Origin of the sequence: Micromonospora sp. WMMA1996 (assembly GCF_002573675.1) — a bacterium.
In the GTDB taxonomy this organism is placed as follows: domain Bacteria; phylum Actinomycetota; class Actinomycetes; order Mycobacteriales; family Micromonosporaceae; genus Micromonospora; species Micromonospora sediminicola.
In genome coordinates, this window is sequence record NZ_PDHU01000001.1 from 666,097 (window position 1) to 678,391 (window position 12,295).

Sequence of the window (12,295 nt, forward strand, 5' to 3'; positions counted from 1 at the left end):
AGCGTGCGCCTCCGCGCGGCCTTCGTCAAGAACGAACGTTCGCTTTAGAATGTGGGACGTGCCACGAGTCTCCGAGCAGCACCTCGCCGCCCGCCGTCAGCAGATCCTCGACGCGGCCCGGCGGTGCTTCGTGCGCGACGGCTTCCACCACACCTCGATGCAGGACGTGATCAAGGAGGCCGGGCTCTCGGTCGGCGCCGTCTACCGCTACTTCCCGAGCAAGAACGACCTGATCACGGCCATCGCCCAGGCGGTGGTCGGCACCGCGGACGCGACCTTCGCCGAGCTGTCCACGGCCGACCCGCCGCTGCCGCTGACCGGGGTGCTGGAGCGGGCCCTCACCTTCGTCGACACCCAGCTCGGCCCGGACGGGGTGCTGCCGCTGGCGTTGCAGGTGTGGAGCGAGGCGCAGCGGGACCCGGTGCTGGCGGAGTTCGTCGCGGCCACCTACACCCGGCTACGGGCCCACTTCGTCGCCGCCGCCAGGCGGGCGCGCGACGCCGGCGAGCTGCCCCCCGACGCGGATCCGGAGGCGGTCGGCGCGGCCCTCTTCGGCCTGGTCCCCGGCTACTTCACCCAGCGCATCCTCACCGGCTCCCCCGACCGCGAGACCTACCTCACCGGCGCCCGCACCCTCCTCCGCTGACCCGACCCCGCGATCTTGCAGTTGGTGCCCCGACACAACGGGCGAAAGCCGCATCAAGCGGGCCGCAACTGCAAGATCGCGGAGCCGGACGGGTCAGGCCAGGCGCCAGACCTGGAAGGTGGGACCGTCGGCGGGGAGGGTCACCGTGCCCTCGGCGTCGGGGCGCAGGGCGGGGGCACCTCCGTAGAGGTTCTCCCCGGCGGGCAGGCCGGTCAGGCGGACCGGGGCGCCGGGGGCGCGGCGGGCCAGGGCCAGCACCGTGCCGGTCGGCGCCTCGCGCAGGAACACCAGCGTGTCCGCGTCCGCGTGCACCCAGCGCAGGCCGCCGTGCCGCAGCGCCGGCTCGTCGCGGCGCAGCGCCAGCAACGACCGGTACGCGTCGAACGTGCGCCGGTCCCAGCTCTCCGGCCGGTGCCACGGCATCGGGGTCCGCGAGCCCTCCCCGTTGGTGCCGGTCAGCCCCAGCTCGTCCCCGGCGAACACCACCGGCGTGCCGGGCATGGTGGCGAGCAGGCCGGCGGCCACCTCCTGCCGGGCCGCGTCACCGACCACCGTGCGGATCCGGGCCGAGTCGTGCGAGCCGAGCAGCTGCCACGAGTGGGTGTACGACCGCCACGACACCAGCGACCGGTAGGTGTTCATGGTCGCCAGGACCGCGCCCGCGTCCCGCCGCCGCACCCCGCCCGGGGTGCCGAGGAAGTTCGGCACCGGGTCGTCGCCCGCGCGCAGCCAGGACCACACCGGGTCGGTGAAGCCGACGTAGTTCATCGTTCCGTGCCAGCCGTCCCGGTCCAGGTCACCGGTGTGGTCGTGGCCGTGCTCGGCGAGCAGCAACGCGTCCGCCCGGGTCTCGGCGACCACCTCACGCAGCAGCCGCGCCACCTCGTGTGTGTAGGCGTCGGCGCCCCGCCGGCCGGTCATGTTCGCCACGTCCACCCGCCAGCCGTCCAGCCCGTACGGCGGGCGCAGCCAGCGGCGCAGCAGCGAGTCCTCGGCCGTGGCGAACCGGCGGCGCAGCTCCGCGCTGCCCCAGTTGAGCTTCGGCAGCGACTTGACCCCGTTCCAGGACTCGTAGTCCTGTCCGGGCAGGTCAAAGTAGTACAGCTCGCGTTCGGGCGCGTGCACGTCGGAAACGGCGGCGGTGAACCAGTCGTGGGCGTCGCCGGTGTGGTTGCTGGTGATGTCGCCGAGCAGCCGCCAACCCCGGGCGTGCACCGCGTCGGCGAGCCGGGCCAGCGCGGCGTCGCCGCCGAGCAGCGGGTCGACCGTGTCGAAGCTGGACGCGTCGTACCGGTGGTTGGAGCGGGCCGGGAAGACCGGGGTGAGGTAGACCGTGTTGACGCCGAGCCGGTCCAGGTGGTCCAGGCGTTCGGTGATCCCGTCGAGGTCGCCGCCGTAGAACTGGCGGGGCGTCTCCGGGCCACGGCCGATCACCGGGGTGTCCCAGTCGCACGCGATGGCCCAGTCCGGCGCGGTCCGGGTGCCGGCGGCGGCCGAGCGGGCGAACCGGTCCGGGAAGATCTGATAGATCACCGCGTCCCGGGCCCAGGCCGGCGGCGGCGCGTAGCTGACCAGCTTGAAGTCGCCGTGGTCCGGCACGTCGTGGGCGGCCGTGCCGGCCGCGTTCAGCCAATGGGCACCGCGGTCGCCGTCGAGCAGGAAACGGTAGTTGCTGACCGGGTTGCGGACCTCGACGTCGGCCCGCCACCACACGTCACCGTCGGCGGTGCGGTCGACCACCGCCTCGGCGAAGTGCGGCTCGCCGTCGCCGGTGGTGCGCAGGTGCACCTGGCGGACGCCGGCGCCGGCGGGCACCCGGACGAACACGGGAACGGTCTGCCCCAGCGCGGGCTCCTGCTCCGGGACGTAGGTGGCGGACCCGTCGTGGTGCGGTTGCAGGGACATGGTGGTGCCTTTCGCGTCGTACCGACAGGGAGTGGGGCGGGCACCCGCCGCGGTCGGTGTCACCCGACCGCGGCGGTCCGCCCGAGAACCGCTCCGGTGTACGCCGACACGACGCCCTTGCCGCAGCGTGAGCCGAGGAGGCTCAGCCCTTGACGGCTCCGGAGGTGAGGCCGGAGACGATGTAGCGCTGGAGCAGTTGGAACACCAGCACCGTCGGGATCGCGGTGAGCAGCGTGCCCGCCGCGAAGATCCCGAAGTTGTTGTTGCGTTCGCCCGCCACCAGGCCGTACATGCCGACCGCGAGGGTCTTCGACTCGGTGTTGGTGAGGAACACGTTGGCGATGATGAACTCGTTGATCGACCCGATGAACGCGAGCAGGCCGGTCACCGCCAGGATCGGCGCCACCAGCGGCAGCATGATCCGGAAGAAGACCTGCACGTGCGAGGCGCCGTCCATGGTCGCGGACTCGTCCAGCTCCTTCGGCAGCGTGTCGAAGAAGCCCTTCATCAGCCAGGTGTTCGCCCCCAGCGCGCCACCCATGTAGAGCAGGAACAGGCCCCACGGGGTGTTGAAGCCGATCGCCGGGTACAGGTCGGTGACCGTGGTGAAGATCAGGAAGATCGCCACGATGGCCAGGAACTGCGGGAACATCTGGATCAGCAGCAGCGTGAGCAGGCCGACCCGGCGCCCGGCGAACCGCATCCGGGAGAACGCGTACGCGGCCAGCGCCGACAGGAAGATCGACGCGAAGCTGGCCACGCCCGCCAGCAGCAGCGAGTTGAGGAACCAGTGGCCGAACGCGGTGCGGTCGAACAGGTTGGTGAAGTTCTCCAGCGACGCCCCGGTCGGCAGCAGCTCGGTCGAAGAGAGCGTGCCGAGCGGGTTGAGCGCCGCCGAGATCACGAACAGGATCGGGAAGAGGCTGAACACGACCGCCAGCACCCCGACCAGGTGCCGCCAGCCCACCTGGGCGAACCACCGGCTGCGCGCCCGGCCGGCCGCGTTGCGGTTGGCCACCGGGGTTTCCGCGATGCTGGTCACGAGTACACCTCCTCCTGCTTGCGGGTGCGCCGGAAGCTGATCGCCGACACCGTCGCCACGATCGCGAAGATGAAGATCGACACGGTGGCGGCCAGGCCGAACTCGGCGCCCTGCGCGCCGAACGCCAACCGGTAGGTGTAGGTGATCAGCAGGTCGGTGGCGCCGTTGCGCGGGTTGTCCGGCGCGAACGGCCCGCCCTCGGTGGTGAACAGGATCGCGTTGACGTTGTTGAAGTTGTACGCGAACGACGCGATCAGCAGCGGCGAGAGCGCCACCAGCAGCAGCGGCAGGGTGACCGCCCGGAACGACTGCCAGGGCGTCGCCCCGTCGACCGAGGTGGCCTCGGTCAGCTCCCGCGGGATGGCCTGCAACGCGCCGGTGGCCACCAGGAACATGTACGGGTAGCCGAGCCAGAGCTGCACCAGCAGCACCGCGATCCGGGCCGACCAGGAGCCGCCGAACCAGTCGACGTCCAGACCGAACAGGTTGTTGACCAGGCCGAAGTCGGTGTTGAACATGTCCCGCCAGACCAGCAGCATCGCGAACGACGGCATCGCGTACGGGAGGATCAGCAGCACCCGGTAGAAGTTCGTGCCCTTCATCCGGGGCGAGTGCAGGGCGAGCGCGATGGCCATGCCGAGCAGGAAGGTGAGGCCGGTGGAGCCGATCGCGAACGCGAAGTTCCAGGCCAGGGTGCCGAAGAACGGCTTGGAGATGTTCGGGTCGGTGAGCACGGCGCTGAAGTTCTTCAGCCCGACGTTCACCTTCCAGCCCTGGGTGAGCCGCTCGCCGTCGGCGGCGACGAAGGAGCCGACCTTCTCGTCCGCGCTCCAGGTCTTGCCGGTCTCGCTGTCCTTGACGCAGTCGCAGCCGGCGTCGTACGCCCGGGCCGCCTTGCCCTCGTAGGCCCGGGTGAGGCCGTTGGAGCGGATGGCGCCGCCGTCGGTGGGGACGATCAGCGCGGTGATCGCGTCGCTGCGGCCGCTGGCCTGGCCGATGTTCAGCACGGTGTAGCCGTCGGCGGCGGTGACCTTGCCGCTGAGGCTGCTGACCGTGACGTCACCGGCGTCGAGCTTGCGCAGCCCGCCCGCGTCCCCGGCGAAGACCTCCTTGGTCTTCGGGTCGCTGAGCAGGAACACCAGGGGGCCGGTGGCCGGGTCGCCCTTGGTGGCGATGCTGAGGTTGTACTCGGTCGAGCCGGGGACCTGCTTCACCGAGGAGGTCTGGATGGCGACGATCGCGTCGTCCTTGCTGCCCCGGTGGCCGTCGCCGAAGTTCGTGAACGCGGTGCTCGCGGTGTAGAGCACCGGGAAGACCTGGAAGGCGATCAGGAAGAGCGTGCCGGGGACCAGGTACTTGGCCGGGATGTGCCGGCGGCTCAGGTAGAGGTAGAACAGGCCGGCGGTGGTGACCGCCAGGACACCCAGCCCGATCCACTGTTCGGCCTCGATGAGCGGGAACGCCGCCCAGATCGCGATCCCGGCCACCAGGCCGAGCAGGACCACCTTGACGACGAGGCCGGTCGCGGTGATCGGCGCGTGGTTCCGCGCGGTACGGGACGTGCGCGGGAGCCCGGGGCGGGCGGGCTCCCGGCCCGGGGTCTGCGTGGCAGACCCCGGGCCGGACAGCGGCGCGCTCATTACTTGATCTGACCCTGGATGGTCTTGCCAGCGGCCGTGATCGTCTTGGCCGGGTCGGCGCCACCGATGATGGCGGCCTCCGCCTTGCCGAACGGGTCCCAGATCGCGGCCATGGCCGGGATCGCCGGGAGCACCTGGCCGTTCTTGCCGGCCTCGGAGAACTTGGCCAGGTCGGCGTCCTCGCCCTTGACCTGGTCGAAGGCGGCGGTCAGCGCCGGCGGGCGCGGCTCGGCCTTGTACAGCGCGACGGCCAGCTCGGGCTTGGTCACGTAGTTGGTGACGAACTCCTGGGCCAGGGCCTTGTTCTTGCCCTTGGCGGCCACGTAGAACGCCTGGACGCCCACGAACGGCTGGGCCTCCTTGCCACCGGCGAAGCCGGGGACCGGGGAGATGTCGTACTTGATGCCGGCCTTCTTGGCGTCGGCCACGGCCCACGGGCCGGAGACCAGGAAGGCGCACTTCTTGCCGGTGAAGGTGGCGATCGAGTTCTCGCCGGTGATGGAGCGCTTCAGCGCGCCGTCGCCCTTCTCACCGAGCTTCGCGATCTTCTGGAAGGCCGCGATCGACTCCGGCTTGCCCACGCCCAGGTCCTTCGGGTCGTAGTCGCCGTTGGCGGCGGTGCCGAACAGGTAGCCGCCACCCGAGGTGTACAGCGGGTAGATGTGGTACGCGTCGCCGTTCTGGCCGGACTGGAGGCAGAGGATCTCGCTGGCCTTCTTCTCCGCCTTGAGCTTCTTGCCGGTGGCGACCAGGTCCTCGATCGTCTTCGGCGCCTCGGGGGCCAGCTCGGTGTTGCGGAGCAGGGCCACGTTCTCGGTGGCGTAGGGCACGCCGTAGAGCTGGCCGTTGAACGTGACGGCCTTGATGGCGGTCTCGTTGAAGCCGCTCTTCTGCTCGGCCGGCAGCTGCACCGGGTCGATGGCACCGTTCTGGACCATGTTGCCGATCCAGTCGTGCGCGCCGACCACGACGTCCGGGCCGCTGCCCTGCTGGGAGGCGGTGACGAAGTTGGTCTGCAGGTCCTTGGAGACGGCCTGGACCTCGACGGTCACGCCGTTCTCCTTGCCGAACTCCTCGGCGAAGGGCTTGAGGGCGGCGGTGCGCTTGTCGTCGGCCCAGATGACCAGCTTGCCGCCGGTCGCCTTGTCGGCGGACTTCTCGGCGGCCGGCTTGTCGCTGCCGCTGTCACCACAGCCGGACGCGGCGAGCGCCAGGCCGAGGACGGCGACCACACCCGCGGTACGGATGCGCATCGGTACTCCTGTCGTCATGGTGGCCCGCCGGGGGAAGGGCGACCACCAGTGGAAACCTCTGAAAGTTCTTGCTGACCGGCGCGGGGGTGCTGCGCCGCTGCTCTCGCATGTTGCGGGGACGTTAGCAAGAGGTTGCAGAGAATGGAAGGGCTTGCAGAAGTGTACGCAAGACTTTGCCGTTGAGCTAAAGTGCCGCCATGCGCGCTCGACTGTCCGACATCGCCCAACAGGCCGAAGTCAGCGAGGCCACGGTGTCGCGGGTGCTCAACGACCGCCCCGGAGTGGCCCCGGAGACCCGGCAGGCCGTCCTCACCGCCCTCGACGTGCTCGGCTACGAGCGACCGGCCCGGCTGCGCAAGCGCAGCGCCGGGCTGGTCGGCCTGGTCGTGCCCGAGCTGGACAACCCGATCTTCCCGGCGTTCGCCCAGATCATCGAGTCCGCCCTCGCCCCGACCGGCTACACGCCGGTGCTCTGCACCCAGACCCCCGGCGGCGTCCGCGAGGACGAGTACGTCGAGATGCTGCTGGACCGCCAGGTATCGGGCATCGTCTTCGTCTCCGGCCTGCACGCCGACACGGCCGCGGACCACGACCGCTACCGCACCCTGCTCGCCCGGCCGCTGCCGATCGTCATGATCAACGGCTACGCCCCCGGCATCCCCGCGCCCTTCGTCTCCTGCGACGACCGGGAGTCCGCCGAACTCGCCGTCGCCCACCTGGTGGCGCTCGGGCACCGGCGGATCGGCCTGATCACCGGCCCGGACCGGTTCGTCCCGGTGCAGCGCAAGGTCGCCGGCTACAAGGCGGCGATGGGGCGCCTCACCGACATCTCCGACGAGGACCTGACCGAGCTGACCGAACTGTCCCTGTTCGGTGTGGAGGGCGGCGAGGCCGCCGCCGGCCGGCTGATCGAGCGCGGCGCCACCGGACTGGTCTGCGGCTCCGACCTGATGGCGCTCGGCGCGATCCGGGCGGCCCGCCAGCGCGGCCTGTCCGTGCCCGAGGACATCTCCGTGGTCGGGTACGACGACTCCCCGCTGATGGCGTTCACCGACCCGCCGCTGACCACCGTGCGCCAGCCGGTCGCCGCCATGGCGGTCGCGGCGGTACGGGCGCTGGTCGACGAGATCAACGGCCACCCCTCCCCCAACTCCGAGTACCTGTTCCGCCCCGAGCTGGTGGTACGCGGCTCCACCGCGGTGACCCGCCCCGCGACCGCCCCCAAACGCCAGCGCCCCGCCCCCACCTCCCTGGCCGTCCCCGCCTGACCACCCCGTCGATCTTGCAGTTTCGGCCCCGACAGAAGGGGTGAAAGCCGCGAGTCACGGGCCGCAACTGCAAGATCGCGGGTGCGCTCGGGGGCGGCGCTCTGCGCGGGGTGTCCCGGGATGCGGGACGGGGGTGGAAGCGTGATCCTCCTGGCGGGGAGGTGATCGGTGTCATTTCTTGCGCAAGGAATGCTTGACTCTTGCAGAGCTGGCGCGGCATCCTGCTCAGACACCCTGCGCCACCACAGAACGGGAATCGACATCCGATGACCTCTGCCCCCACCCCCACGCCGCTGGCCGCCGACGACGACTGGTGGCGGTCCGCGGTCGTCTACCAGGTCTACGTCCGCAGCTTCGCCGACGCGAACTCCGACGGTGTCGGTGACCTCCAGGGCATCCGGCAGCGCCTGCCCTACCTGCGTGACCTCGGCGTGGACGCGCTCTGGCTGACCCCCTTCTACACCTCGCCGCAGGTCGACGCCGGCTACGACGTGTCCGACTACCGGGACGTGGATCCGCTCTTCGGCAACCTGACCGACTTCGACGAGATGATCACCGACGCGCACGCCCTGGGCCTGCGGATCATCGTCGACCTGGTGCCCAACCACACCTCCAGCGCGCACCCGTGGTTCGCCGCGGCGCTCGCCGCCGGTCCGGGCTCGCCGGAGCGCGAGCGCTACCTGTTCGCCGACGGCAAGGGCGAGCAGGGCGAGCTGCCCCCGAACGACTGGGAGAGCATCTTCGGCGGCCCGGCGTGGACCCGGGTGGTCGACGGCCAGTGGTACCTGCACCTGTTCGACCCGGCCCAGCCCGACCTGAACTGGCGCCACCCCGAGGTGCGGGCCGAGTTCGAGGACGTCCTGCGCTTCTGGCTGGACCGCGGCGTGGACGGCTTCCGGATCGACGTGGCGCACGGGATGATCAAGGCCGAGGGCCTGCCGGACGTCGGCTTCAACTCGATGACCACCGGCCAGCGCCAGTCGGAGCTGCTCGGCAAGGGCCGGCTGCCCTACTTCGACCAGGACGAGGTGCACGACATCTACCGCGCCTGGCGGCCCATCCTGGACAGCTACCCCGGCGGTCGGATGGCGGTCGCCGAGGCCTGGGCCGAGACCCCGCAGCGGCTGGCCCGCTACATCGGCCCGGACGAGCTGCACCAGGCGTTCAGCTTCGACTTCCTCGACGCCACCTGGTCGGCCGACTCGTTCCGCAAGGTGATCGACACCGCGCTCGCCGAGTCGACGATCGTCGGCGCGCCCACCACCTGGGTGCTCTCCAACCACGACCGGCAGCGCCACGTCACCCGGTACGGCGACGGCGAGGTCGGCCTGCGCCGCGCCCGCGCCGCCGCGCTGCTGATGTTCGCGCTGCCCGGCTGCGCCTACGTCTACCAGGGCGAGGAGCTGGGCCTGCCGGAGGTGCTGGACCTCCCCGACGAGCTGCGCCAGGACCCGGCGTTCCGGCGCACCGGGGAGAGCCGCGACGGCTGCCGGGTGCCGATCCCGTGGAGCGGCGAGCTGGCCCCGTACGGCTTCGGGCCGGACGGCAGCGAGCTGAGCTGGCTGCCGGCGCCGGCGACCTGGCGGTCCCTCTCGGTGGCCGCGCAGACCGGCACGCCCTCCTCGACGCTGGAGCTCTACCGGGCCGCGCTGCGGATCCGCGGTGCGCACCCGGCGCTGGCCGGCCTCGGTGGCATCACCTGGCTGGAGACCGAGCCCGGCGTGCTGGCGTTCCGCCGCACCGCCGGGGACACCGAGCTGACCTGCGTGGTCAACATCAGCGGCGCCGACGTGACGGTGACCGGCTTCGGCCGGCCGCTCGTCGCCAGCGCCGATCTCACCGAGCAGGGCGACGGGCACGTCCTGCCGGTGGACGCAGCTGCGTGGTTCGAACGGCGCTGAGCCGGGTAACCCGCCAACGACCTGGTCGTCCGTTGTGCTCCGCGCCGACGGGCGGCTGGGCTGCCGACCCCTTGTGGTGGGGGTGAGGTGGTACCGGCCCCTCGGGAGTCCGCTCCCGGGGGGCCGGTGTCCATCGGGGACCCTCGTCGTCAGCCGCCCTTGGCGGTGAGCAGCGCGGCGATCCGGGCGAACCCGGCGCGCACCTCGTCGGAGTCCGGCGGGTTGGCCGGCTCCGGCTCCGGCCGGCGCTCGGCGGCCAGTTCCAGCTCCTCGTCGATGACGTCCTCGAAGTCACCGTAGAGATCCGCCTGGTCGGCCTGGGCCGCCTCGTCCGCGGCGGCGATCTGCGCGGCGGCGATCTCGCCCCGGATCTCCTCCGGCGTCAGCGCCGGCAGCAGCGGCTCCACCACCGCCATCAGCTGCTCCTCGGCCACCACGGCCTCGGCCAGCGCGAGCGCGTGCGGCCGCTCGTACGGCCCGCAGACCACCGGCTCCCACTCGTCCTCCGGCCCGAGCGGGGCGAACGTGATGATCCACGGCAGGCCCAGCATCGGGGAGTCGTCCGGCAGGTCCAGTGTCACGAGTGCGCCCACCGGCCCATCATCGTCGTTGCCCGCACGACCGGGGAGCGCAATCCCCCGACTCTCCCCGCTCAGGCGACCGCTCTCAGCCACGCGTACCGGCGTCCAGCGCCGCACGGACCAGGGCGAGCGCCCGCTCCGGCGGGACGCCCAGGCGACGCGCCTCGGCGGCGTAGTCCGCGGCGGCACGGTGCAGCCGGTCGGTGGCGTCGTCCCGCCCCGGGGCCACCACGGTGCCGTGCCGACCCCGGGTCTCGACCAGGCCGGCGGCCTCCAGCTCCCGGTAGGCCCGGGCCACGGTGTTCACCGCCAGCCCCAGGTCCGCGGCGAGCTGCCGGACCGCGGGCAGCCGGGTGCCCACCGCCAGGCGCCCGTCCCCCACCATCGCCGCGAGCTGCGCGCGCACCTGCTCGTACGGAGGGGTGGCCGACCCGGCGTCGATCCGTATCCGGGCGCTCATCCGCCGCCTCCGGGGGTGCCCGGGTCGGTCTCCTCGTCGAGCACGTCGGCCTCCACGTCCACCTCCCGCGCCCCGCCCTCGGCCAGGTCGACCACCCGGCCGTAGCGGCTGGTGGCGGCGAGCGCGGCGCCGAAGAGCACCAGTTGGTTGAGCAGGTAGAGGTAGAGCAGCAGCCCCACGGCGGTCGCCACCACCGTGTACGCCGGGTTCCGCTCGGTGCGGACCACGTAGTAGCGCCCCACGGTGTTGAGCAGCGTGATCCCGACCGCGACGGTCAGCACCGCCGGGCGCAGCCGCCGCCGGCTCATCCGCAGCCGGGGCACGGCGAGCAGCAGCGCGGCGGCGAGCACGGCGTTGACCAGCACGCTCAGCACCGCGCTGACCGTGGTCAGGCCCACCGAGCCGGTGCTGCGCAGCAGGAACCGCAGCAGCGACTCCAGCGCGTCGACGGCGGCGACCGAGACGAAGAGCAGCACGAAGACCGCGACCAGCACGCCCAGGTCGACCAGCCGGCGCACCACCAGGTTGCCGGGCTGCTGGTTGAAGCCGTACATCAGGCGCTGCGAGGAACGGATCGCCTCCACCCAGCCGATGCCGGTGAAGACCAGGATGACCAGGCCGACCACGCCGACGGTGTTGCTGCTCTCGGAGATCTGGGCCGGGTCGAGGAAGGGCAGGTTGTCCCGCAGGAAGTCGGCCGCCGCGCGGCTGACCTCCTCGTTGTCCCGCAGCACCGCGCCGAAGATCCAGTACGCGACCAGGGCGAGCGCGAACACGGCGAAGAACCCGTAGTAGGCGATGGCGGCGGCGAGCCGGCCGGCCATCAGGTCGGCGTAGAGCGTCCCGGCCAGCCAGAGGTGGTCGAAGACCGACGAGCGACCACGAGCCGCGTCGATACGGCGCCCGATGGCCGTCTCGATCCGGCCGAAGACGTTCACTCCGTCATCCTCGCCGATCCCCGCTCCCGGCGGAGGCGGCCCGGCCGGCCGAGTGCTCAGCGCGGGCCGCCGAGCCGGAAGTCGCGGCGGGGCTGCCACCGGGTCGCCCCGCTGTGCGAGAAGAGCGTGAACGCGTCCACCTCGAACAGCGCGGAGAAGTCGGCCAGGTCCTCGTACGCCTTGTCCAGCACCTCGGGCGGCACGTCCTGGGCCACCGTCACGTGCGGGTGGTAGGGGAAGCGCGCTTCCCGGCGCAGTTCGGGGGCGGAGTTGATGGCGGCGGCGAGCAGCTCGCACTCGCTGATCCCGGCGGCCACCGCCACGAACACCACCTGGGTGACCGGGCGGAACGTGCCGGTGCCGCGCAGGTGCAGGGTGAACGGCAGGTGCGTGGCCGCCACCCGGGCCAGGTGCTCCTCGACGGCCGGCAGCGCGCGTACCGGGATCTCGGTGGGGCCGAGAAGGGTGACGTGCGCGGGGACCGCCTGCGGGTCGCCGGCGGAGATCCGGCGGCGGGTGAGCTGCCCGCCCCACGGTTCGGGGACGTCGACCGCGATCCCGATCTGGATCGTGTCGCCGCCGTCCCGCGCCGCGTCACCGCCCGCCACGTTGCGCGCCGTCCCTCCGGCCACCGACTGCGTCACTCCCGCCCCGCCCGGGC

Annotated in this window: 11 protein-coding genes; 3 read left to right on the forward strand and 8 right to left on the reverse strand. The window is 72.0% G+C overall.

Annotation, left to right across the window (positions count from 1 at the left end):
* Positions 1-58: 58 nt before the first annotated feature.
* On the forward strand, positions 59-646 hold the full coding sequence (locus tag COO58_RS03170) for a TetR/AcrR family transcriptional regulator (RefSeq protein WP_218012334.1): 588 nt from the start codon (positions 59-61) through the stop codon (positions 644-646).
* A gap of 93 nt (positions 647-739) precedes the next feature.
* Here COO58_RS03170 and COO58_RS03175 read toward each other — a convergent pair whose 3' ends face one another.
* The 4 genes from COO58_RS03175 to COO58_RS03190 form a co-directional block, all read right to left on the reverse strand.
* Positions 740-2,551 (reverse strand): glycoside hydrolase family 13 protein, encoded by a 1,812-nt coding sequence (locus COO58_RS03175; RefSeq protein ID WP_098743753.1) that lies wholly within the window; start codon positions 2,549-2,551, stop codon positions 740-742.
* A gap of 142 nt (positions 2,552-2,693) precedes the next feature.
* The gene (locus tag COO58_RS03180) at positions 2,694-3,593 is read right to left on the reverse strand and encodes a sugar ABC transporter permease (RefSeq protein WP_091582440.1); all 900 of its coding nucleotides are present in this window, start codon (positions 3,591-3,593) and stop codon (positions 2,694-2,696) included.
* Complete coding sequence (locus COO58_RS03185; protein ID WP_091582444.1) at positions 3,590-5,233, reverse strand: ABC transporter permease subunit; 1,644 nt, start codon at positions 5,231-5,233, stop codon at positions 3,590-3,592. The genes COO58_RS03180 and COO58_RS03185 overlap by 4 nt, the downstream gene beginning before the upstream one ends.
* Positions 5,233-6,486 (reverse strand): maltose ABC transporter substrate-binding protein, encoded by a 1,254-nt coding sequence (locus COO58_RS03190; RefSeq protein ID WP_091582448.1) that lies wholly within the window; start codon positions 6,484-6,486, stop codon positions 5,233-5,235. The genes COO58_RS03185 and COO58_RS03190 overlap by 1 nt, the downstream gene beginning before the upstream one ends.
* A gap of 197 nt (positions 6,487-6,683) precedes the next feature.
* Here COO58_RS03190 and COO58_RS03195 point away from each other — a divergent pair, with 197 nt between their 5' ends.
* The gene (locus tag COO58_RS03195; RefSeq protein WP_091582450.1) at positions 6,684-7,754 is read left to right on the forward strand and encodes a LacI family DNA-binding transcriptional regulator; all 1,071 of its coding nucleotides are present in this window, start codon (positions 6,684-6,686) and stop codon (positions 7,752-7,754) included.
* A gap of 266 nt (positions 7,755-8,020) precedes the next feature.
* The gene (locus COO58_RS03200) at positions 8,021-9,655 is read left to right on the forward strand and encodes a glycoside hydrolase family 13 protein (RefSeq protein ID WP_091582452.1); all 1,635 of its coding nucleotides are present in this window, start codon (positions 8,021-8,023) and stop codon (positions 9,653-9,655) included.
* A 149-nt stretch (positions 9,656-9,804) separates the two neighbouring features.
* Here the strand turns inward: COO58_RS03200 and COO58_RS03205 are convergent, their stop codons facing one another.
* From COO58_RS03205 to COO58_RS03220, 4 genes are all read right to left on the reverse strand, one after another.
* Positions 9,805-10,248, reverse strand: a complete 444-nt coding sequence (locus tag COO58_RS03205; protein WP_091582454.1) for a hypothetical protein — start codon at positions 10,246-10,248, stop codon at positions 9,805-9,807.
* A 73-nt stretch (positions 10,249-10,321) separates the two neighbouring features.
* Positions 10,322-10,696, reverse strand: coding sequence for a GntR family transcriptional regulator (locus COO58_RS03210; RefSeq protein WP_091582458.1), 375 nt, complete (start codon positions 10,694-10,696; stop codon positions 10,322-10,324).
* The gene (locus COO58_RS03215) at positions 10,693-11,634 is read right to left on the reverse strand and encodes a YhjD/YihY/BrkB family envelope integrity protein (RefSeq protein ID WP_091582460.1); all 942 of its coding nucleotides are present in this window, start codon (positions 11,632-11,634) and stop codon (positions 10,693-10,695) included. Before COO58_RS03215 ends, COO58_RS03210 begins: the two co-directional genes overlap by 4 nt.
* Positions 11,635-11,690: 56 nt before the next feature.
* Positions 11,691-12,266, reverse strand: a complete 576-nt coding sequence (locus COO58_RS03220; protein WP_245666898.1) for a 2'-5' RNA ligase family protein — start codon at positions 12,264-12,266, stop codon at positions 11,691-11,693.
* Positions 12,267-12,295 lie beyond the last annotated feature (29 nt).